This is a genomic window from Fibrella arboris (assembly GCF_041321095.1).
In the GTDB taxonomy this organism is placed as follows: domain Bacteria; phylum Bacteroidota; class Bacteroidia; order Cytophagales; family Spirosomataceae; genus Fibrella; species Fibrella arboris.
Window position 1 is genome coordinate 315,849 of the sequence record NZ_JBGGWE010000005.1, and the last position, 23,427, is coordinate 339,275.

Here is a 23,427-nt window from a genome sequence, read left to right on the forward strand (position 1 = left end):
TTAGGCAGTAGTCCCCTTCGTTTGTCGACCAAGTCCCAGCCCGGCGATGACCAGTACGGTGCCCACCATGGTGTAGGCCGTGATGGGTTCGTTCAGCAGCAGCGACGAATAAGCAAAGCCGAAGATAGGGCACAGAAACAGCCAGAGCGACGCTTTCACGGCATCGGCCCGGACTAGCCGGAACCACAACTGAAGTGCCAATACAGATACCGGGCCAATAAGCCAACCGACCGATGCCCAGAATCGACCATCGAACGTGGTAGTACGGATGTCTGTGGCAAGCAGTGTCACGGGCAGGATCAGTACCCCGCCGATGAGCACCTGCCAGCCATTGATTACCAGATTGGGCAGGCGCCAGTTGTAACGGGCGTAATAAACCGTTGCCGCCGAAATAGACAGCATACTACCCAGTAAGATGAGTAGTCCTTCTACCGTAGCGTAGGCCTTGCCGAGCAATGGATAGGCCGCTACGCATACACCCAGCAGACCTAGCAGAAGCCCCGCCGCTTCCTGCCAGCGCAATGGCCGGCGCAAGAAAATGGCCGACATCAAGGTGATAAACAATGGGTTCGTGGCTGTTGAGAGGCTGCCGATCCCCGCCGATACCTGCTTCAACGCCAGCACGAACAGACCGAGGTAGATGGTTGTGTTCAACGCCGCAAAAATCGTTAGTCGCTGCCACTCGACACCCGTCGGCATTGGATTACCTTTCTGGAATACATAGGCGACCAGCAACATACCACTCCCGGCGATCAGGAAGCGGACCGTAGCCAGCACCAGCGGCGGCGCCGACTGCACACCAAATTTTGTGGCTACCGACGCCGACGCCCAGAACATGGCAAAAAGCAAACCGGGAATAACGAGGTTACGGGGGGAAGCATTCATACATTTAAACAGGGTCATTGATTGTCATCAAGTGGTCATTACATTGCGCTGTCATTAGTTGTCTTGCTATGAATAACAACTAATGACAGCGCAGTGTAATGACCACTTGATGATAATCAATGACCCCTTATTCTTAAAACCCAATCTTTCCTTTCCGGTTATTTTTCCCGCTGTTTTCGCCAGCCCATTCACGCATGTAGGCGAGTTCCTTCTCGAAGCCACCCGACAGAATGGGGAAGCGCATCCAGGTACGTGGGTCCAGGCTGTGGTCGTCGAGGTGGAAACTGGGGGCGTAGCGCTCCCGCTTCCACTGGTTTCGACTCCAGAGCTTATAAAAACGCTCGACCCACATCAGCAGATTCTCACGGCTATGCTGCCCACCAAATTTCGCCTCGATCAGCTTAAATACATCGACCGGAGCCTGTTTATCCCGAATACCGGCGTTCTCGATCTCATTCAGCACGTCGTAGGGCATCAGGTCATTTTCGTCGGTCTGGTTCCGGTCGAGCGGACGGAGTTCGGCGGTGGGTTGCAGGTTGTTCACCCGGTTCAGGCCAGTCAGCTTGATCTGTGCATCGGGACTTGCGGTGTTGATGACGTTTAAGCCCTCGGTTTCCAGCCAGCGCAGCCAGCCTCGCAGAAAATGCTTGTCGATGCCGGTGATGGGCGAAATGCTACCCGCCGTGTCGCCGTCCATAGTGGCGTAGCCAACGGCCGCTTCTGATCGGTTCGACGTGCTGAGCAGCAAGGCGTTTTTCAGGTTGGCCAGCATCCAGACGCCCGGTGCCCGTACCCGCGCCTGAATATTTTGCAGGGCCAGATCGTCGGTGTCCCATAACAGTTTGCGGCCAATTTGCCCTTCGATCAGGCCCGTATACGTATCGACCAATCCGTCGATGTTGATGTTCATAAACGTAGCGCCCAGGCTCTCGGCCAGTTCTTTAGCGGAATTGAACGTATCGTCCGACGAGTTACTGGTACCCTGATAAATAGTGGTCAGCAGTTTACCGACCATGGCTTCGGCACTGTCGCAGTCCTGAACGGCTGTCAGGTGATGCAGCTTTTTCTTTACCCCGTCAAGACCAATATTTTCCACCGCCATACGCACCATCAAGTACACCGTAGCGGCAATAGCCGACGAGTCGGCTCCACCCGACAGGCTAAGCACGTACCCCTGCGAGCGGCTTTTGCGCAGGTAATCAAACAGGCCAAGCGCCACAGCCCGGGCAAATTCTTCTTCCTTGATGCTGCCAAACCGCTCCCAGGGCTCGAGTTCGGCTTTCTGGATCACCGGGCTGATCTCGGGCCAGTCGAACCGGTCGGTCACGCGTAGATTGGGTAACGAGTAAGCCAGGTTACCTCGGTTCTGCGTCTGGTTAAGCCGGGTCATGTCTACATCCACAACCGCCGCCACGATGTGCATGTCTTCGTAGCTCAGGCGCGGACCCGATACCAGCAGTTCACCGTTAGAAGCCACCATGGCGTCGCCGTCATAAATAGCCCGGCCCGCTTCGTTCCCCAACAGGTTGGTATACACATAGCTAACCCCAAACGACCGCGACGCATCGACCACCAGTCGTTCGCGGGTCACGGACTTACCAAACGCAAAATGACTGGCCGACGGGTTCAGCATGATGTCGACGCCCCGTTCGTACAGCGCCCGACCCGGCCGATTGGCAATCCAGGCATCTTCGCAGATCTCGAAACCGACACGAATGCCCGACAGGTCGAAGATCAGGTCGCCGAACGGATAGCTAAACTCACCGATATGGGTCTCGTCGCGCACCCCCACCGTCCAGGGCTGGAACCAGCGTGGTTCATAGTGAATGCCGTTTCCAGGCAGGTATTGCTTGGCCACAAAGCCCATGATACGCTTATTGACGATAAAGCAGGCTACGTTGAATGTGCGGTTATTGTGCCGCATGGGCAACCCGACCGACACAGCCATATCGGCTGTATGCCCAACAATCTCGAGCAATGACGCAATAGATTGATCAACGGTATTCTGCGCATAGAACATGTCTTCGCAGTTATAGCCGGAGATGCAGAGTTCGGGCAAACAAAGCAGCCTCACCCCCTGGCTGCGGGCCGCATCAATGGCATTGATGATGTTTTGCTGGTTGTGGTCCCAATCCAGCGGGGTCTGGTTCAGCACCCCAGCGGCAACTTTTACTAGTTTCATTCAGAGAAAGAGTGACAGAGCGACGGTCCGACGGTTCGGTGAGTGAAAGAGTGTACTCCTTCGTTTACTCATGCAGGTTTACAAGCCTAACAAAGATGCAACAGGAAAGGGTTTGACGAGCTAGTACATTCCGAAAATCCGGCTTCTTGTCAGGGTGCTACCGGCGCTGAAAACACCCCTTACCTGAATCTGACGTCTACTGTTAACGTGAGCTATAGGTCGGCTTTACTACAATTGCTTCGCGTGCGGTCCCTTCGACTAGGCCGGTTCGCCGCTGCGATCCCCGGCAGGCTTAAGGACCGCACCCGAATCAATTACCCAACTATTAGACAGTTAAAAGTTGCTTTATCCAAGATTCACGCTACTGTTAGCTTATAGTTATCAATCCCTGAACGTTCTTAACCAAATGAGCATAAACAAAAAAGCAATACAAATCCTTTTAGCCTATAGTCTTTAACTACAAAAAATACAGTCATGACTTCTCAACATCAAGACGCCTCGACCCTGGCCAGCCAAACCGTTCAGGCCCTGAATGGTGACCCATCAAGCGTATCGCCTACCGACGGCACGTCACTGATCGACAGCTGGATTGCCACCCTGGGCGAGGACAGCCCAATCAGCGATGCCCTGAATTCGCTGAAAGAAGCGCTCGAAGACGACGCCCCTGACAGCAGCGAAATCTCAACTATTCTGATGAGCCTGTCTCAGCAGACAGCAGCCGCTTCATCACAGGCTGGCGGCGACGCGCAGGGTTCATTGCAGCAATTGGCATCAGCGCTGGAAACATTTGGTCGGCAGATTGCGTAGCGGTACCCCAGCCTATTCGGTTTGACCAGTACAAACAGCTTCACCTTTAGTGAGGCTGTTTTTTTATCGCCACGGCGCTGCCGTCAAGCCAGTAAAGCGCAGATGTCGGTGGCGGTGCGGCCTGGGTACGTTGTTTTGTGGCCGCCGGTGACCAGCAACGTACCTAGTCCGAGGGCTTCGGCGCCGGCCATATCGCGCTCGGGGCTATCGCCAATGAAGAGAACGCGCTCAGGCGGGCACTCGAACTGGTCAAGGGCCTTCTGGAACAGTTTTGGCGATGGCTTGATAATGTTATAATCCGAGGAGAACACCAGCGTATCGAAGAGGTGATGAATGTGGCTCTGCCGGAATGCCCGGATAAATAAGGCTTTTTCGGACCACAGGTTGCTCACCAACCCCAGCCGGTGCGTTTTTGCCAGTTCGCGTAGGGCCTGACAATGTACCTCAGGTACGTGCCCCAGCTCGTGATGGGCAAACACATTGTGGAGCCGGGCGGCATCGGTTCGGGGTAGGCCCAGTGTCTCCAGTGTTTCGTCCAGGTACGTGCTGACAGGCCGAAAATTCTCGTGGTAGGCCGGGTTGGCGTAATGCTCATTCATGGTCTCATAAACCTGCTGAATGACCCATTGCACCTCACTATCAGAGTGGTAGGTACCACCCAGTTTCCGGTAAGTCTGCGCATAGGCCTGTTCATCAGAAAACCGATTACCACCAAACATCAGGGTATCCATCAGGTCGAGCAAGATCACATCGAACCCGTCAACAAAACGATCAGGAGCATTCATATCTTCCTAACCCGAAACAGACGTATAGGTTACTGCTTGTCAGGATTTGGCCATGCCCGTTTAGCCATAGGCACATTTTTTTCGCAGGCAAAACGAGCCCCAAAGTCGCTTTCTTTACTCACAAACAACCAGTTATAACGTAGGTACGTACCCGCCTATTGGTGAGGTGATGAATTTTTTCTTGACAGTCCCAACAAAACAGAATTAAATTGGTCTGATAATTGAGGGGCGGCTCTTGGGATACGCATTGTTCATGCGTCCTTCGCTTATCTAACCCACTCCGCTTCAGCGCGATCTTATATATGCAGAAACTTAGCCTTAGCCAGTCACTACAGCAGAAACTGTCGCCGCAGCAGATTCAGTTTATTAAGTTGCTGCAAATTCCGACGGCTGAACTGGAAACTCGTATTGAGGAAGAGTTGGAAATCAATCCAGCCCTGGAAGAGGGGATGGATGAGGAGTTCGACACCAAAGACGAGTACGACGATAGCGGGGAATTCGACGACAAAGATGAGTATACAGACCGCAACGACGATCTGGACATCGATGGGTACCTGGCCAACGACGAATTTGCAGGCTACAAAATGCAGGGGGATGGATCGTATAATGACGAGGACCGCGAGATGCCCATTGCCACCATGTCGAGCCTGATGGACTCGATGATGCAACAGTTTGGTTACCTGCAACTTACCGAAGAACAGCGCGCCATTGGCCTTCAGTTGCTGGGCAGTATCGAGAACGACGGTTACATCCGCCGGTCGCTGCAGGCTATCGTCAACGACATGGCTTTTTCACAAAACGTGTTCGTAGACACCGACGAGGTAGAGGAGGTCTTACACAAGATTCAGACGTTTGACCCGCCGGGTATTGCGGCCCGCGATCTGCAGGAGTGCCTGCTGCTTCAGTTGCGCCGGAAAGACTCATCGGACCCATACGTTCAGCTGGCCATCCGTATCATTCAGGAGTTCTTCGACGAGTTTTCCAAGAAACATTACGATAAGATTCAGCGGCGGCTCAATGTCAGCGACGATGCGCTGAAACGGGTGGTCGATATCATCATTAAGCTGAATCCAAAACCGGGTTCGGTCGAAGGCGACGACAACACGGTCCAGTACCTGATGCCCGATTTTCTGCTCACCAACAATGGCGGAAAGCTGGAACTGACCTTGAATTCACGCAACGCACCGGAACTGAAAATCAGCCGGTCGTTTGCTGATATGCTCGACACCTACGACAAGAGCAACAAGACGAACAAAAGCCTGAAAGAGACCGTCAGTTTCGTGAAACAGAAACTCGACGCCGCCAAGTGGTTCATCGATGCCATCAAGCAACGGCAACAGACCCTGCTGAAGACGATGAACGCCATTGTTCGCTATCAATATGATTTCTTCCTGACCGGCGACGAGAACAAGCTGCGGCCGATGATCCTGAAAGATATCGCACAGATGATCGATATGGACGTATCGACGATTTCGCGGGTGGCCAACAGCAAAGCCGTTCAGACCGAGTTTGGTATCTATCCGCTGAAATACTTTTTCTCGGAAGGTATTGCTACCGACTCGGGCGAAGACGTCAGCAGCCGCGAGGTGAAGAACATTCTCAAAGACATGATCGACACCGAGCCAAAAGTTAATCCGCTCTCTGACGATAAGCTGGAGAAAATGCTGAACGACAAAGGGTACAACATTGCCCGCCGGACGGTAGCCAAGTACCGCGAGCAACTAAATATTCCCGTGGCCCGCTTGCGGAAACAGCTTTGAGAAGTTTTCTGTTTACTGTTTACTGTCTTCTGTTGCTCCGCTAACCAGAAGCACATTGCTGAAGTAGCGGAGCAACAGAAGACAGTAAACAGTAAACAGAAAACTCATATTGCACCCCCGTCTCGCTTACCTGCTTTCCGTTGTTTTTCATCCGTTGATGATGCCCAGTTGGCTGTTTGGCCTGCTGCTGTACGTGGCCCCCGCCCGCCTCAACGTCGATACCTACAACCCTGAATTACGTTTCAGCCTGCTCATTCTGGTTTTCATCGGCACGTTTGCCATACCCAGCCTGCTGATCCTCTACCTGTATCGGACGGGCTTTCTCACCGACCTGACCATGCCCAACCGGACTGACCGGCGGCTTCCGTATCTGCTTTCGGGGGTTGTTTATTCGGTGGTAACGTACCTGTTTGCGTTTAAGATGAGCCTGTTTTCAGAGACATCCCCCGAAGTAGCCATTATCTTGGGCAGTATCACCCTTTCCATCCTGCTGGTCGGTATTATCAACACAGTCTGGAAAATCAGCGCCCACATGGTAGGGATTGGTGGCGTACTGGGCACTGTCATGCTGATGTTGCTTAAACACAGCGACTCCGAATTATTTATCCCGTTCGTTGTCCTGATTGCCCTCAGTGGGCTGCTGGGTACGGCCCGGCTACAACTAAACGCCCACACAGTCGGGCAGGTGGGGGCTGGGCTGGGGCTGGGCATAGTGGTAAGCGGGCTGGCCGTTCTTTGGCTGGCCTAAGCAGGCAGCGTAGCCTACACGGTTAGGTAAACGCCTTACGTTGACTTAGTTGGCAGCACCCTTGCTGGTTGATAATACATGTTGTTTATTTGTTATGATCCAGCTAACATTCGTTGAACGACAGGTGATCCACCCTGTTGTCGACACCCTGGCAGCCTGACGGCACTACAACAGAACAGCCGTTCTATCAGACCAGCCTCAATTTGTTGTTACCAGTACTTGATGGTGTACAAGCCGGGTTGTTTCTTTGTTACAAAGCCGCCCGGCGTACCAGGTTTGCCTTGCCATGAGTAGTCAGGAAATAGTGCCGTTCGCCTGGCAACGCTATGCCGGGCAAATTTTCGCAGGTGCCAGCGCAGAGTCAAAATTTTCAGCCGGTTTTCAGCCCTGGGCCATAGCGCAACTCAAAGAGAAGCATGGCATTTCGAGTCATGACAGCGGTGAACTGGCAGAGCGAGCCCATAACGCTGCCATTGCTTCGCTCCGAAAGGGTAATCACAAAAAACCAGACCTACTTGATCAGCTCCTTGCCGATCAGGTGCTGGTTTATCGCCTTCACCAAAATCAGCCGCCTGCCCAATGGCTTAACCGCTTCCGGGCAGCCGGGGAACGGTACCTGAGCCGCCACATGAGCCGCCATCCGTCCGGCCTCGGCCTCGACGACGATCAGGAACAGGTACGGCAATATGCGCTGGACGTGTTTGTTGACGAGTTGCTTGACCCCCGCTTTTTGCTAACCTCGTCGCTCGACGCTTATTTTATCGGCATCCTGCGCCGGGTCATGCTGGAAGGGATCCGGTCAAGGAAGCGCACCAAAGCCCATCGAATACAGTTGCCCCGGCGACGGCGGGAAACAGCCAGTACGCTCCCGCCAAAGCCCCTGATCCCAGCCCACATCGTGCGATTTTATCAGCGCTCGCACCAGGTAATCACACAAGCACTGGAGGCGATGAGCGACGTATGCCAACGCATCATCGTGCACCAGTACGGGCTGGATGTGAGCCGTCTGCGTGTGGTAGCCCAACGCGCCGACGCTATACAGCCCTTAACCGAAGATGCCTTTATGGCGCGATTCGACGTGGCTATCCGACAACCTGGCTCAATTGGTTCCCTGGCCCAACTTGCTGCTACCATTACGTATAAAGACAAGCCGCTCAGCGAAAAGAAGATTGGCCTGAGGCACCGTATCTGCCTGGCGCAGCTGGTGGTGACCGTGGCGCCTCAATTGGCGGCTGACCCAGACCTGCAGAACTACACAGCCGTTTTGAAACTCCTTGACAAACAGCTGGCCGACGCCCGCCAGCGTCTCGACAAACGCCGTTTATGGAGGTAACTGATACAAATCCGCTGGCTGACCGTATCTGGCTTATAGAGCAATACCTGACGGGTCAGCTTCCCGAGGCCCTACACGAACGGGTAGCGGCCCGCTGCCGGCAAGACCCGGCCTTCGAGCAGGAGGTTGTGGCCTTGTGGCTGGTCCATAATTTCCTGGCCGACGAGCAGGATGCCCTTGCCTTTAACCAGACCACTGCGGCGCTGTCTGCTGAACTGAAGCCCGGGCCAATGGACCGGAAAGAGGGAGCCGTCCGGTATGTTACCCAGAAGCCGACCCCCTTTTCAGTTGATATCATTTTTGGTAAAAAATATGCGCCGCTGGTTAGGCCGTTGTTGTTTGCTGCCGCCTATGTGCTGCTGGTAGGTGGCTTCTGGTCGCTTAGCCTGCCGCCCCGGCCGGTACCAGCTACGCTACCCCTTTCCAGCGACGCGTCAGACAGTATGGGGATGGGGGGCGCACCCCTGCAAGTGGTACAGTACTCCCACGCGCCGGGGCTATTGGGAGCATTGCGCACCGCCGACCGCTATCGATGGCCCAATGATACGCTTTTCCTGTATGGTAAAACCGTAGGTACCGGGTCCACAGCCCGGTGGCGTCTCGAACGTATTCCGAACACGAGCCAGTACCGGCTCAAAACCGGTCAGCACACGTATACCCTGGTAGCTGGCCAGCCAACCTTAACCGATCTTGCTGATGAACGCCGCTAAGTGGGTATCTGTCCTGCTCTTCTGCCTGATACCCCTGGGTTTACTGGCACAACCACAACAACAAGCAGGCTGTGGCTGTGCGCTCATCAAACCGACCTCGGGCTTTGGTCTGGGTCCCCAAATCACGGAGGCAGAAGCGCAATCGCTGGCCAATGAATTGCTCAAGCCATTCACCAATCGGCTGCTGATCATCACCAAACCGTTTGTCTGCCCCGGTTATGCAGCCATGTCTGAAATCTGCGCCGCTAACCAGCAAAAGTATATTTTTTACAGTCCGGCACTGATCACCCACCTTCGCAACGGGGCCAGTCAGGGCGATGCCTTTGTGCTGGCCCATGAACTGGCCCACCACCTGCTGGGGCACACCACCGAGGCCTTCGGCCTCAGCGGGCATCCGGGTGCCAGAATGGCCGCAGGTGGCCCTTATCAACCCGTTAGCTACACGACGGCCGGCGATAAAAAAACGAAACCACAAGTTGTATTTCTATCGCGGCAACACCTGCAAGAGCTGGAAGCCGACGCGTTGGGGCTCTGGCTGATCATCAAGCAGCGTAAAGTAACCCAGCATGATATGGACGTGATCTTCAGCCTACTGCCCACCATCATCAATAAAGCAGCCACCCCGACACACCCGAGTATCCCCTTGCGAAAACAAGTTATCGACCAGCAGTGGGCGCGGCTCCGTAACCCGGAATACCTCAAAAGCTACCTTGCCACCTACGATCGCTCGTCTACGGAGCCGGGCGCTTATGACCCCAACAATCCCATTCATATCGACACAGAAACGGCCTATGGATTTGCGCTTGTCACTACCGATAAGGCTCAACTAAACGAGCTGACGGCCCTTGAACGTGCCCGCCGCGATTCGCTGGTGCGCCGGGAACAGTTTTCGGTTGAGCTGGTTGGGGGTGGCTTCTTCCAGCGGCCTGTACTCACCCGCAATGGCAACCCCGTAGCAGCCAGCAACGGGGCTGGCTGGCTGGGCGGCGTCCGACTGACAATCAGCCCCTGGTACCGTCGCCATAGCCTCGAGACCGACCTGCTCCTGACGGGGCATTCATTCAGCACGCTGATCCAGGAGGCCGATAGCTGGCACATCCTTGAGCGTTTCAACACCATCAACTTCCAGCTACGTTCCAGGTACGTTCGTCGGCTGGGGCGCGACGATGGCGATCTTCAGCACTGGCGGCGAGGCTGGCGACTGACTGGCGGGCTGGCAGCCGCCCTGCCACTAGCGTTCACGTACAGCAACAATGGGGTGAAACCAAACCAACCGCCGGTTCCTCAGGCCAGTCTATGGCCAGTAGTGGGTGTGGGGTATGGCCACTCAAGCTGGCGCCACAAAGAGGGTCATTACCGGCTATGGCTCCTCTACCAGCCACAACCGCTCCGGTTCAGCACCCAGGCACCCGACCCCATCCGCGCCACTCTGCATACGATTAGTCTCGAACTTTCTGGCCGGTTCTGGTAATGAAAAAGCTATTGTACTATGGCCTGTTCATTGGTTTCATCGCGGCGGGCTGCATTGGCCAGGAACTCTCACCAGCCCAGCCCTTCTACCTCATCAGCGATTACCAGCAACCAACAGCCAGCCATCGCTTTGATCAATGCCTCTTTCGGTATGCGGTTTCCGATCAACTCAACGAGTCGGACCTCAGCCGTTTACAGAAGACCCTGGAAATTCCTTTCGACCGCTGGGCGGAGGGGCACGGGTTTTTAACCTTTGAGCGGGTTTTGCCAACCACTCCTGCCGACATCAACATTGTGTTCAGCGACAGTTTGTCTTCGGCTAAAACGACCTACACCAGCTTTGGCCTGATCGGCCAGCCACTGCCTCCTCTATCGCAACTGATCAAGTCGACAAAAGACAGTAGCTGCACCATACGGCTCCGGCGCGCACTCCTTCAGGATCCGGCTGCGTTGCAGCGAGTGCTGCTGTTCCAGATTGGTGCCGCCCTGGGGCTGGCGACCTCAACAGTGCCGACTTCAGTTATGGCGGGCGAGCGGCTAACCACACAAACTGTACTCGACGCGTCAGACATCAGCGCCATTCGGAGGTTGTATAAAGACCCCTGCGATAGCTGGCAGCAACTCCGAAAACCGGTATTTGGCAGTTCCACAACCGAACTCGCCTTTGCTGTACAGGACCGGGGTTACATCTTGCTGGATGCTGTTTTCGACGGCAGCGCTTTGTGGGAATACCTGCCTAAAACCGATTCGGCGCGTACCCGCAAGCCATTTCCCGGCCAGCGTGGCAGTACCCTGGGCGCTAACCGCGTTTTTGCCACCAGCACGGCCGCTTATGTCGGCAACCCCTACAACACATTTGAGCCCGGCGGGCCCGCTACGTTCTGGCGCTATAAGCCCGACGTTGACCAATGGGATACCATTGCGCCGCTGCCCCGAAAAGGGACAGGGCTGGCCCATACGGCGGGACTCAACAATCGGGGGTATGTGATTCTTACAAACCGTTTTTCGCAGGATACGCTCGACGTTTGGCAGTACGATCCCGCCACGAATGGCTGGACCAGCCCGGTCAACTGGAAACGGCCGCTGTCATCGGGCAGTGCCGAATCGCAGGTATCCTTCACCCTGAACCAGCAGTTCTATCTTATCAGCACCTCATTCAGCAGAGAATGCCTGCGCTTCGACCCCACCCAAACCCCCGCCTGGATCCCGACCGACTCACCGGCCCCACGCGAATCACAGATTGCCAGACTGGCTTTTTCGGTGCGTAACTACGGCTTCTGTATTACCGACTGGGTCGATGGGCGCCCTAAACGACTCTGGCGCTACGCGCCGCCCAACGGGTGGACAGAGTTAAAAAACTGCCCCATTGCCGGGCGTATGATCTACCAGTTCACGGCAAACAATAGGGTATACATAGGCACCGATACAGGGCAATTATGGCAGTATACCCCCTGACAGGTAGTATGTAACGCCTGCCGGCCCCAATCCCGCCCCCTGTCTGCCTGACTATGGGGGGGGCACTTTTTGAGTCAATGACATGCACAAACGGACCAAATCCGTTTTGTCATGTTAGTCAAACAGCGTATCACTCCTACAGACTATGACCGACTCATAGCCTTTAATCAACACAACGAAGGCGCCCACGTCGACCGGACGTACCTGGAAGGCGCTATGGCCTACGCGCACGTGCGCCCCGAAGACCCTGACCGGTGGGTATGCACCTATGTGATCAACAAGAAACCGCCCTACAGGTGTCTGGTTCCTTTAGCGTCAGCACAACAAGTCAAAGCCCTGAAAACGAAGCGAATAGCTATCGATCAGATGGCCGAAATCACGCTCCTCTGTCGCGACCGAAGCCTGGGGTGGTTGCCTGGAGAACAGCAACAATTTTATACCAACAGCCTTATCGACGGGCTCAAAGCAGGCAGAAGATACCTGATCGGCGGAACGGCGAATCCTGATTTACTTCCTAGGCTGATGACGGTGCTCAGCAACCTATTGTATGAGGGGCAAATCGATCTGTTCGGAGTACCTAAATACGGCTGGGTCATCTACGCATCGTGGTTTGGCGCCATCTGGAATATAAGCCGGTTTATGGTCAAACAGTGGCTGGCGGCCATGACACCCAGACGTCGTGGCGGCACCACATCACCTTTACCAAATAGTTGATTTTTAGGGTTAATTATTCCTTGATTAGTATAAACATCGTAGTTTAGGAACAAACTGTGCACCTGTAAAATGCAGGTGCACAGCTTATTCACATCATCCGACTAAGTAATGACAACCGTTTTATTGCTTGATGATCATCCGCTTATTGTTAGTGGATTGGCTCATTTTCTCAGCACTATCAACCAGGTCGAGGTGGCTGGCCAGGCTCATTCACCTCAGGAAGCCTTAACTTTTTTGAAAAAATACCCTGTCGACATACTGGTCTGTGATATGCATTTCGATGCCGGGATGTCGGGTATCCATCTGCTGTTACAGGTTAAAGAACACTACCCGACCATGAAGGTGATCTTCTACACCATGGTTGAGAAAACCAACGAAGTGCGGGAAGCCGTGCTGGCCGGAGCCGATGGCTATGTTCTCAAACGCTACAATGCCGACGACGTCCTGGCAGCGATCAACCTGGTTCACTCAAACCGACGGTATTTTAGTCCTGAACTGGTCCAGATTCTGGCCACGACACCAGAATCGACTAAGCATACTGACCAGGAATATGAGCCACTGCGTACGATTACGTCCCGCGAACGGGAAGTAATGATGCGCATAGCCCGCGACTGGTCTAACAGTCAGATTGCCGATGATCTGTCGGTTTCCGAATCGACGGTGAACACGCACCGGGCCAACCTGATGACAAAACTGGGGGTTCGATCGAATGTCGGTATTGCCCATTTTGCTTTTAAGTATGGGATGCTGGACTAACAGGGACAGAAATAGCAATACTTACCCCCTTTTCCGTTTTATCGACGAGCTGAAAATGCCCTCCTACCCGGCTGAGCCGTTTCCTGACGTTGGTCCAGCCTCGTCGGGAAACAGTAGTGGGCGTACTGATAAGCCCGATGCCGTTGTCTCGAATAGTAACCTGTAGGAGGTCGCCGGTCTTTGTGAAGCGGATGCTGGCTTCGGTAGCGTTGGCATGCTTGAGGATGTTGTTGATCAGCTCAACAATCACCAGATAGAGTTGAAACTGGGTCGCCGGTTTCAGTTGAGATTCATGGCCCGACATCAGTAAGTAAAACTGGGTCTGGTTGCTGTAATTGAGCGTAGTGACCAATTCCCGGAGGGCCACTTCCAGGCCTTTCTGTTCAAATTCGGCCGGCAACATATCGTTGGCAATCTTTCGCACTTCGTCGTACGTGTCCTGCACCAGCTGTTCCAGTTTGTTGAGGGCCGGCGTTGCCTTATCGCCGGTTTGCATACTCCGAATCGACTCCCGCAGGTTCAGCAGCGAGTTGCCCACACCGTCATGAATCTCGGCGGCAACCCGTTCGCGTTCATCCGCCAGTCCCCGCAGTTCGGCAGCGTCTACCTCCGTGGTGAGCTGCTGTCGCAGCTGGGTACGTTGCCGCCGTTCGGTGCGCACCGTATCCGCTACACCGATAGACAGGAAGACGAATTCCAGCACCGAGCCCAGGTTGAGCGTGTAATGCACAAAAAAGTTAGAGCCAGGAATGATGCCCGCCCGATTCATTGAATGAACAAGGCCGCCCAGAAAAATGGCCACCGCAGCCGCCCAGTAATACCGCGCAGGCCGGTAGCCCAGGTACCAGCAATAGCTACCCAGAAAGATGACATACGAGCCAGAGATAACGCCGCCAGCGGTAATGATCAGGTTTTGCGAGATGCCGGGCAAGGAAAACAGGGTGAGCAACCAACCCATGATCGACATGCCGATGAGGCCATAAATGCCGGTCTGAAGTCTTGGCGCAACCAGTTTCAGGTCGAGCACCGAGCTGTAAAAGACCATGAAACTGGTGATCGTCAGCGTGAAGGCGGTGGCCAGGCCGTGGGTTAAAAGCCAGACATGGCCCGGCCATAAAAACCGTACGCCCACACAGTATCCCCGCGTTATTTCGTAGAAGATGTAGGCGGCGAGGTAGAGGGTCAGCAGCAGGTAGTTTTTCTCCCGGTTGAGCAGCAAAAGAAACAGATGGTATAAGAAAACCGATACCAGAAAGCCATAATACAACCCCCACAGCAAACCCGATAGCTGCGCCGAGTGAACAAAGGCATCCTCGCGCAGGATAAACAGCGGGAACGTCGCCTGCCCGAAGGTCGATACAAGCCGGATATAGACTGTCTGCGGATCTCCGGGGCTGATGGGCAGGTAGAACAGATAGGTATAATACGAGATCTCACGCGCTTGGCGCCCCAGCAGTTCTCCGCCTCGTTTGTGGATCACTTTTCCGGTTCGTTTCGACACCAGATAGAGGTCGATCATCGAGAAATTACCGAAGCCAATCTCAAGTAGCCACGATCGATTCGCCCGGCTCTGGTTGGTCAGGTCGAAACGTACCCAGTAGTCGGCGGTGGAAAACCCCCGGTTGGGCGACTGCTGCTGGCTCGGCTCAAACGCACGGCTGACCGAGTCGCGCAGCACGTCGGGCAGGGTACGGAAAACGTGGTTAGTATCTGCCAGGATAGCCACCTGCCGCCCAATAGTATACTGGTTCGTTTGGTCGGTGAGTGTTACCTGGGCCAGCAACGTACCTGGGGCGCCAGCCAGCAGCCAGCCCAGAGCAAACAGGTATTTCAAGAAAGGTGTGAGCATGACCCAGGGAGTAGGTTGGCAAGGGCTAATAGCCACTGCAAGTATCGCCACTGCTCTACCAGCAAACAATCATGGAATCAACTATTTACTCTGTCGTTTCCACGGGCTCTCCCTGGCAGAATTAGCAATCTGACCTGGCAGAATCGCTACTAAAATCATTAAAACTGCTATTTCCTACCGGACCACCCGTATGGAATTTTGTTCCCGTCGTTCGGGATTCCGTCGTGCTGGGCTACGCCATTGCCTGCTCTGCGACCCCTGAATTACTCCGCTTCTATCTACATCTTTTTTCATCATCTAACCTTTGTTCACCCATGCAATCCCTGTTCCGTAAACTAGCCCTGGTAGGCTGCCGGTTTGCTGCTCTTCGTGGCTCATGGCCCAGAGCGCCGAGTCAATGATCAACTATGCGCCCCTATCGAACCTGGGCTACGAGCGGGTGCTGAGCAGTTCGCAGGTTCGGACAGACGCAAAAATTCAACCTCTCCATTAGTCGATGAGCACCTTACGTTCAATGGCCCGAACAGGACTGTCTGTAGTCCTGTTCGTTGGCATCAGCGCTTTCTTCGCGGGCTGCCGATCGGCCGACCCGGATGTGACGCCTGAAAAAACAGACGAATTCATTTCCTGCAAGATCAACGGCGTAGCGTACTCAAGCTACAATGCCTCCTCGCTGGGCGATGACTCCTACTTTTATTTGTGGGGACTGCTGCCCTTAACATCCAGCGCCAATAGCCAGCTTTATTCGATAAAGGTGTCGGCCGATAACCCGAAAGCAGGCGTTTTCACCGCCCAGAAAGGCGGGTTATCCGTTGAGTTTGGCCTGATAAAAAGTTTCACATCCGTTGATGATTACACCGTGCCGACCAGCACCGGCAATTCGCTTACGATTAGTTTGTACGATCCCGAAGGGTATGCCGAAGGCACCTTTATGTTCACCGGCCGTACCAGTACCGGCCAGCCAATGACTGTCAGTGAAGGCAAGTTCAGAATTGATCTTCGATGACCACATTCAGGGGCCAGGCATTCACTTAACCCATTGATCAATAGACACCTTATCAAGTAGTCTACTGCGTTTGTTGGCTAAAAACGCCAGTTTATCAAAACAAACCACTGGTTTGTCAAAACGGGCGACCCTTTCACTGCAGCAGTCCTTATACTTGTAAATACATCCAAGCAAATCCACACTGTAATGATCACCTTTCTGAAACTCCGGGAATAAGCCGGTGAGACAGTATTTCTGCTCTGCTTATGCCCGACTCTACTTTTCATCTGTATCGACTCGAAGACTGTATGTTCCTGAGCGATACCTATCAGCGTTACGAGAAAGTACCTAAGATGGATGTGCTCTACCTGCGGGCCGAAGGCAGTTGGGTCGATGTAGTCACCGTTCATAAGACGTACCGGATCTCCACACACCTGGGCAATATCGCCACGCAACTCGACGGTACGATCTTCCGTCGCATTTCGCGGAGTCATATTGTCAACCTGCACCGGATCGATGTCATGCATGGCAACGAACTGGTCATTGCCAACCAGACACTGGCTATGGGCCGTCAGTACCGATCAGCTGTGCTAACCCAATTACCGCTCCTTCGTACCCGGCCACTGCAAGCCAACGTACCCGATAATGCCCTTTAGCTGCCTACTGCTTACCGGCTATTGACTGCCTCTCTTCCGCTGCCATCCATAGCCCTTCGCTAGCTGGTTGTGTAGTTTCTGCTTTCCGCTTACAAACTATCTGCACTGTAAACAGACCCGTTATGAGAGTACTCTTACTGACCACCTTTGTTTTTCTGCACGCACTGGCCATCGCCCAGACGCCCCGAAAAAAGCAGCCAGTCAAACCGACCAGAACAGTTCGCCCCGCCCAGCCAGCCAAACCAGCCCAACCCGTGGTCATCTACAAAGACATGGTGTACAAACTGGACAAATCAACGCTGGCAGTGAAGATCGATGAGTTGACCGAGACCGGCGTAGTGTATCGCGAGCCAGCCAACCCGACGGTCAAGCAGACGTTGCCACGAGCCGAGGTCTGGAAAGTTGTGTTTAGCGACGGTAGCGTTGAAACCATCAGCCCGTTACCCGAAGAGAAGGTCGTAACAACGCCCGCCCCGTCTACAGCCAGCCCCGGAACGTCCAGCCCAACGGCGGCGTCGGCTTCCTCCACCTACAGCCCGTCCAGAGCAGTGGCTACCTACGCGAACGTCAACAAGTTCAGCCATTTTCATATTACGGTTGGCCCCGAGTTCGCCTATTATCCTGAATTTTTGAATAAAGGAAAAGCCTGGCTGAGTGACTCTACCGGCTTTGGAATGAAACAAAACATAGGCGCAAGCATTCGGGTTGACTACCAGTTTCTCAAGCCAGTCGCCATTTCGCTTACGGCGGGTTATTACGGTTGGGAACTGACCAGAAAATACACGCGCGACGGTTCAGCCGAATACAGTGAAACCAAGAAGCTCACCCAGATTCCGGTTCAGGTGGGGCTCAAAATTTACCCATTGGGGGGCCTTTACATCATGCCCGAAGGCGGCGCTACGCTCCTTATGTCCTCCGTATCGACTTCAGAAGGACATCCCACACCGGCCAACGAATCGGTGAAGTCGACGCCTATTACCTACGGGGGCAGCCTCGGCTACGAAATTCGGGGCAAAGCACTCTTGATCGACCTAAGCCTGCGCTACCAGTTATTGAACGTGAAGAACCTGAGTTTCACCGAATTTCAGCAGACCCTCTCCGAGCAGGTTGGCATTGCCAGTTTCCGGCTTGGTATCGGTTTCAATTCGCCTAAAAAATAAGCTATCCATATCATGAGAACCTTGTACAACATCCGGCTGATGCCGCTGCTGCTGATCAGCATTTTTTTACTTACCTGGAGTTGCCGCCGCGAAGTGGAGGTGCCCCTACCCGCTCGCCCTCAGATTGTTGGCAAGCCGTCTGTAGCTTCGCTGGGTGGCCTGGTTACCGGAGCCGTTGGAGGCGACAAAATTGAGTTTCGGGTAGATATGTACGTCGTTGACCGAAGCGGCAAGTATGTGCAGGGACTCAATCAGAGCAACTTCGGGATCACCGCTACCAGCCCCGCCAGTTTCACCTATTCCTTAGCGAAACTGGAGGTCGTGAACCAGGCGGCGAAAACGGGCGGCTACTCAGCCATGCTCCTGCTTGATCAGTCAGGGAGTATTCTGTCGACAGACCCGAAAGATTTACGCATTTCGGCCAGCAAGATTTTCCTGGATTATCTGGGAACCAGTGATCAGGCCGGTCTGGCCAGTTTCACCGACGATTACTTCGGGGCGGTTAAAGTACACCAGACATTTTCCCGCAATACAGCCGCCATGAAGAAGTCGCTGGATACGCTGGCAACGACGGAAGATGGCGGTACCCCCCTGTATTATAGCTCCGTCTTGATGACTGATTACACGGCCACTAACGCTAAAACAGCCAACAAGGCGGTCATTATCTTTACGGATGGAGAGAATACCAATTCCAGTGCTACGCTGGCGAATGCCATCGACAGGGCCAAGAATCAGGGGGTCCCTCTCTATATGGTTGGGTTGAGTAATGGCGTAAATGTGAGTGTCCTCTCACGGATGGCGAATGAAACAGGCGGTGCTTTCTTCTACGCAAAAGACGCCGAACAACTGGTTACATCCTTTGGTACACTAGGCAACTTGCTCCGGGGTAGCGCACAGCTTTACCGCTCAACATGGACAGCCGCCCGCCGGACCGGCAAGTGGACATCTGGACAGATTATCAGCGAAACCATCAAGGTAGCCCTGCCTAATGGCGATATCATCGACGTACCGTTCTATTTGCAGATTCCATAAAACGATTAATCCTGGTTATGCGAGTCTACTTCTATGCCACCCTGCTTTGCCTTGGTTTATCTACCTGGACAATGGCCCAGGACGTCCTGTATCTGGCCGATCAGACTCATGTGGAGGGAAAGCTGATCAGCCTGTCGCACGAGCGTATATCGGTGGATGTAAAAAAAGGGGAATCTACGGTGAAGTTCACCTACGGGGCCGACCGGGTGCTGGTAATCGTTAACCGGCGGGGTCGGTTCGTTTGTCTGGATCAGTTATGGTATATGCCCGCCGATAAACGTACCCGGTTTATCGATCAGTTTATGTCGGGCAAAGAGCCACTCACCCATGACATGCTGATCAGAAACCGGCCCGCCGAAGTGATTTACGGCACCATCAAGTCCAATCAGGGAACAACCATCACCTACACCACCCTGAAAGGGAAATCGGTCAGCATGCCTAAATCCGAGTTGATTGGCGTGTTCTACAAAAACGGCAAGCACGAGCTATTTGCTGAAGCCGCTGTGCTCTGCGATAAGATCGATCAGTTGGGCGGGGCGTTACCGCCAGCCGTTGCCAGCGCACCAGCAGCCGCTAAACCCAAAGAAACACCGCCCCCCGTTGTTGAACGTCAGGCCCCTAAACCAGCCCCAGCGCCTGAACCACCCAAACCCGCCCCAGTGGCCTCGGCCGGCGCCGTATTGAAGCTGACCGATGCCCAGTATGAGGAATACCGCCAGCAGGCCCTGCAACGGGTTGAAGAGTTTGGTGTGCTGCTGGGGGTAGTAGCCGACAAAGCGACAGAAACCAGCCAGAAAGACAAGGCCATTGGCCAGATCCTGTCCATGTTCAAACCCGGCTCAACCATTCAGATCAGTTCCGCGATTCGGGGTGGCGCGCCAACCAACCTGAAAATGCGCGACTACCTGATTCGGCTGAAGCTCCTGCCCTACAAAAGCGTCGTGCTCGAATGGACCGACATTCAGTATGTGCAGGAGCTGACTCAGAAAGACGACGGTAACTATTACGGAAAAATTAAGGGTGAACAACGCTTCTCCGGCCTAAATCAGACGGGTTCTGTACAGTATAGCGACATCACCGAAAAAGACGTCGACGTGATGCTTACCCCCTACAAAAAACAAACGGAAGGCGAAGACCTTCGCAAATGGGCCGTGCTGCTGGGTAATGTCGGCGTGGTGGCTACCCAATAACCAATACACTCATGATCAGACCGCTACGCAGCTGGCTATTTGCCTTTTCGATCCTGCTTACGGTTGGAACCTGTGCGGTTGCGCAGGAACTAACCACTCGCGACAACGAAGAGGTGAAGCTACTGGCCCGGCGTAAAATAGAGCTTGGCTTGAGCGATTTACTGAATGTCTTGAGCCTGGCCGATCTGGGCGAAGCGGAACGCAACGCGCTGATCAGCGAGAGTTACGCCCCCGGGACCAACCAGCTTTTCGCCAATAAAGACATCATCGTTGAAGATGACATCAGCCCCAACCGGGCCGCTGCCGGTACGGTGTTCGACATGCCCGTTGAGAAGTACCTGGCCAATTTCGATCTGCTCTACGCGAAATCAGCCGAGAGTACAATCAGTTTTTCAGACATTGCCGTATCGGACCTGAAAAAGGCCAGTAGCCTGTACGTCAAAGTGTTGTTCACCTCCCTTTTTCGGGGTAAACACACCAAGATCGATAAACCATACGGGCCCGTTCGGCGGGTGGCCGAAGTGCGGGCCGACCAGACCGGCTCCAAATGGACGGTCGTGATCACCCGCATTGCTTTTGCTACCCCTGCCGATTCGGTCAATGCCACCTTGAACAACATTGCGTTAAAAGAAGTGGCCCCACGCAGGCTAATGGCGACAACCGATTCAGCCGCCGTTCGGTCAGATTCAGCCAAAGCGTCTGCTGTAGCCACGGCGCCCCCCGTGGATCCTGAACGCGAACGGGAAAAAGCGGCGCTGCTGGCCTACCAGAAGCTCCTGGCCGATGGCGAAGCGGCGCTGGCCGCCAACGACCTGGAAACGGCTCAGCGTTTCTACGAACAGGCCGAAAAACAGAAGCCGATCGAAGACCTGACCCCCAAGCTGCGTATGTTCCGGATTCAGAAAGTTCTGGAAGAACGAAGCCGCAACTCATTGGTTGAACAGAAAAAACAGCTGGGGTTAGCCCTGCGCAAACGGCGCTACACCGAAGCCCTCTCGCTGGCACAGCGCATTGCCGATCAGCAACCCGACTCGACCAACCTCGACGTTCAACGCAAGGACCTCGTTGGCAAGGCCCGCCGCAAAGCCGAACTCGACGAGCGATTCTCGGCCGGCCAGTATCGCGAACTGGTTAAAGAATACGGACGGCTGCTCGATGCCGAACGAAAACAGGCCAAACAAACCGGCGACCAGACGAACCTGTCTGACTGGCTGCTCGGGCGTGGTAAATGCCTGACGCAACTGGGCGAATACAAAGATGCCCTGCGGGATCTGAACGAGTCATTGACGGTTGATTTTCAAAACCTGGATGCCCTTGAATCAAGGGCCGATCTGTATGCGCGCCTCAACGATTACCCCAAAGCCGCCGCCGATCTATCCGTCTATCTGACGGTTGACCCGGCTAATGCGGAATTGCTGGCGCGCCGGGCGGGCTACCGGGTCCGCACCAACCGCACCACCGAAGCCATTGCCGACTATGGTGAAGCCCTTAAGATCAGTAATCAGAACCCGCGTTACTACCTGATGCGGGGTTTGTTGTTCCAAAAAATGGGCGCCTGCGACAAGGCCGAAGCCGACTTTACTGAAGGGATCAACCGGAGCCGCCGCCAGCCGGAGCTGTATTTTCGCCGGGGCGTGGCCGAACTGTGCCTGAAACAGGTGGCCGCCGCCGGGGCCGATTTTACCAGGGCTAACGAGCTTGGTCTCGACCCCCTTTTCAAAACGCAAATCGACTCTATCGCCGCCAGTTTCTACCAGCAAAGCGATTTTAGTGTGCAGGAACGGCGCATTCCTGAAGCCCTCGGCCATCTGGCGACCAGCCTTCAGTTGAAACCTGACTTCTCAGACGCCTGGCTTTCTACCGGCAAAATCTACTATTCGCTTGGTGACTACCCCAAATCTGACAGCGCCTTGACGAAAGCACTCGCCTATAACCCAACCAACGGGGTAATTCTCTACGAGCGGGGCTTGACGTACCTCAAAATGAACCGATATGCCCAGGCCGCTACCGATTTCAGGCAGGCCGTTGGGCTTTCAAACACCCTACAGAACGCATTGCTTGGCGAAGCAAAAGCCTTGTATGGGCTGCGCCAGTACGATCAGGCTCAGACAACGCTGACCGAATTGCTCAATCAGCGCAAGCAGCTCGAAAAGCGGTATCCGGCCACTCTGTTTGCCGATGCCTACTACCTGTCGGGCCGGTGCGCCTATGAACTGCATAAGTATGAGGTCGCCCTCGATCAGTTCGAGGCGGCATTGGCCATGTCGAAAGACTGGGCTGCGGCCTACACCGCACGGGGACGTACCTACGAAGCGATCGGCAAACCTGACCGCGCCCGCGACGATTTTAACCGGGCGGCGCAGCTGGAACCTACCGTAGCCGACCATCAGTTGCCCCTGGCCATTTTGCTGGAAAAGCGGGAGAAAACAGAAGAGGCTCTCAGCGCTTACAATCGCTGTCAGGAGTTGGATCATGATCACCAGTTGGCTTCTGCTATTGCGTTGGGCAAAGGCCGTTGCCTGATTTCCCTCGGCAAATACCTGGAGGCCCTCAGCGAGTTGAACAAAGTAGGGCAGTACGACGGGCTCGCCTGTACCGATGAATGTCTGTATCTGCGTACCTACACCCAGGTACGTACTGGTCAGATGCCCGCTAACGTGCGTCTGAGCGGGGCGTTAACCAAATCGATCATGCCCGACATTGCGCCTAAACTCAGGTACGTGCTGGCCTGCGCTCATCTCCAGGCCGACGATGACGAGCAGGCTGCCGTTCAGCTGGAAAAGGCCTTGCAGATGGGTATTCCGAAAGACTTCCTGAAAAAAGATCCCCTACTCGACTTCGTTCGGAAAGAGTATCGCAAATCGCCAGTTTATTCGCAGCTTGTTAGCCGATACCGTTGAGCAACCGGCGATTTACAGCCCAAACCAGTTACGCGCGTTATTCTGCAGTA

19 protein-coding genes are annotated in these 23,427 nt (G+C 54.4%); 15 read left to right on the plus strand and 4 right to left on the minus strand.

Features of this window, described 5'->3' with window-relative positions:
• Both ACAW75_RS11115 and nadE read right to left on the minus strand, forming a co-directional pair.
• Complete coding sequence (locus tag ACAW75_RS11115) at window positions 1-885, minus strand: DMT family transporter (RefSeq protein ID WP_370728786.1); 885 nt, start codon at window positions 883-885, stop codon at window positions 1-3.
• A 133-nt stretch (window positions 886-1,018) separates the two neighbouring features.
• A complete protein-coding gene (nadE, locus tag ACAW75_RS11120; RefSeq protein ID WP_370728787.1) occupies window positions 1,019-3,067 on the minus strand; it encodes an NAD(+) synthase in 2,049 nt (682 codons plus the stop codon).
• 474 nt (window positions 3,068-3,541) lie between these two features.
• Between nadE and ACAW75_RS11125 the strand changes: the two genes are divergently transcribed.
• Complete coding sequence (locus tag ACAW75_RS11125) at window positions 3,542-3,874, plus strand: hypothetical protein (protein WP_370728788.1); 333 nt, start codon at window positions 3,542-3,544, stop codon at window positions 3,872-3,874.
• Window positions 3,875-3,957: 83 nt separating this feature from the next.
• On the opposite strand, the gene ACAW75_RS11130 is transcribed toward ACAW75_RS11125, so the two are convergent.
• The gene (locus ACAW75_RS11130; protein WP_370728789.1) at window positions 3,958-4,659 is read right to left on the minus strand and encodes an HAD family hydrolase; all 702 of its coding nucleotides are present in this window, start codon (window positions 4,657-4,659) and stop codon (window positions 3,958-3,960) included.
• Window positions 4,660-4,961: 302 nt separating this feature from the next.
• On the opposite strand from ACAW75_RS11130, the gene rpoN reads away from it, so the two are divergent.
• The 8 genes from rpoN (at window position 4,962) to ACAW75_RS11170 (ending at window position 13,605) form a co-directional block, all read left to right on the plus strand.
• Window positions 4,962-6,419 (plus strand): RNA polymerase factor sigma-54, encoded by a 1,458-nt coding sequence (gene rpoN, locus ACAW75_RS11135; protein ID WP_370728790.1) that lies wholly within the window; start codon window positions 4,962-4,964, stop codon window positions 6,417-6,419.
• 109 nt (window positions 6,420-6,528) lie between these two features.
• The gene (locus tag ACAW75_RS11140; RefSeq protein ID WP_370728791.1) at window positions 6,529-7,167 is read left to right on the plus strand and encodes a hypothetical protein; all 639 of its coding nucleotides are present in this window, start codon (window positions 6,529-6,531) and stop codon (window positions 7,165-7,167) included.
• 286 nt (window positions 7,168-7,453) lie between these two features.
• A complete protein-coding gene (locus tag ACAW75_RS11145; protein ID WP_370728792.1) occupies window positions 7,454-8,500 on the plus strand; it encodes a hypothetical protein in 1,047 nt (348 codons plus the stop codon).
• Window positions 8,491-9,210 (plus strand): hypothetical protein, encoded by a 720-nt coding sequence (locus tag ACAW75_RS11150; RefSeq protein WP_370728793.1) that lies wholly within the window; start codon window positions 8,491-8,493, stop codon window positions 9,208-9,210. The genes ACAW75_RS11145 and ACAW75_RS11150 overlap by 10 nt, the downstream gene beginning before the upstream one ends.
• Window positions 9,197-10,681, plus strand: a complete 1,485-nt coding sequence (locus tag ACAW75_RS11155) for a M48 family metalloprotease (protein WP_370728794.1) — start codon at window positions 9,197-9,199, stop codon at window positions 10,679-10,681. Before ACAW75_RS11150 ends, ACAW75_RS11155 begins: the two co-directional genes overlap by 14 nt.
• Window positions 10,681-12,135, plus strand: coding sequence for a matrixin family metalloprotease (locus tag ACAW75_RS11160; RefSeq protein ID WP_370728795.1), 1,455 nt, complete (start codon window positions 10,681-10,683; stop codon window positions 12,133-12,135). The genes ACAW75_RS11155 and ACAW75_RS11160 overlap by 1 nt, the downstream gene beginning before the upstream one ends.
• A gap of 111 nt (window positions 12,136-12,246) precedes the next feature.
• On the plus strand, window positions 12,247-12,849 hold the full coding sequence (locus ACAW75_RS11165) for a hypothetical protein (RefSeq protein WP_370728796.1): 603 nt from the start codon (window positions 12,247-12,249) through the stop codon (window positions 12,847-12,849).
• A 108-nt stretch (window positions 12,850-12,957) separates the two neighbouring features.
• A complete protein-coding gene (locus tag ACAW75_RS11170) occupies window positions 12,958-13,605 on the plus strand; it encodes a response regulator (protein WP_370728797.1) in 648 nt (215 codons plus the stop codon).
• Here the strand turns inward: ACAW75_RS11170 and ACAW75_RS11175 are convergent.
• Window positions 13,583-15,454 carry a sensor histidine kinase gene (locus tag ACAW75_RS11175; RefSeq protein WP_370728798.1) on the minus strand — a complete coding sequence of 624 codons (1,872 nt, stop codon included), beginning with the start codon at window positions 15,452-15,454 and terminating at the stop codon, window positions 13,583-13,585. The genes ACAW75_RS11170 and ACAW75_RS11175 overlap by 23 nt on opposite strands.
• Before the next feature lie 496 nt (window positions 15,455-15,950).
• Here ACAW75_RS11175 and ACAW75_RS11180 point away from each other — a divergent pair, with 496 nt between their 5' ends.
• From ACAW75_RS11180 to ACAW75_RS11205, 6 genes are all read left to right on the plus strand, one after another.
• Window positions 15,951-16,460, plus strand: coding sequence for a hypothetical protein (locus tag ACAW75_RS11180; RefSeq protein ID WP_370728799.1), 510 nt, complete (start codon window positions 15,951-15,953; stop codon window positions 16,458-16,460).
• A gap of 245 nt (window positions 16,461-16,705) precedes the next feature.
• Window positions 16,706-17,095 (plus strand): LytR/AlgR family response regulator transcription factor, encoded by a 390-nt coding sequence (locus tag ACAW75_RS11185; RefSeq protein WP_370728800.1) that lies wholly within the window; start codon window positions 16,706-16,708, stop codon window positions 17,093-17,095.
• Window positions 17,096-17,217: 122 nt separating this feature from the next.
• The gene (locus ACAW75_RS11190) at window positions 17,218-18,255 is read left to right on the plus strand and encodes a hypothetical protein (RefSeq protein ID WP_370728801.1); all 1,038 of its coding nucleotides are present in this window, start codon (window positions 17,218-17,220) and stop codon (window positions 18,253-18,255) included.
• Between the two features lie 12 nt (window positions 18,256-18,267).
• Complete coding sequence (locus ACAW75_RS11195) at window positions 18,268-19,287, plus strand: vWA domain-containing protein (protein ID WP_370728802.1); 1,020 nt, start codon at window positions 18,268-18,270, stop codon at window positions 19,285-19,287.
• A gap of 17 nt (window positions 19,288-19,304) precedes the next feature.
• Window positions 19,305-20,477, plus strand: coding sequence for a hypothetical protein (locus tag ACAW75_RS11200; protein ID WP_370728803.1), 1,173 nt, complete (start codon window positions 19,305-19,307; stop codon window positions 20,475-20,477).
• A gap of 11 nt (window positions 20,478-20,488) precedes the next feature.
• Window positions 20,489-23,377, plus strand: coding sequence for a tetratricopeptide repeat protein (locus ACAW75_RS11205; RefSeq protein WP_370728804.1), 2,889 nt, complete (start codon window positions 20,489-20,491; stop codon window positions 23,375-23,377).
• Window positions 23,378-23,427 lie beyond the last annotated feature (50 nt).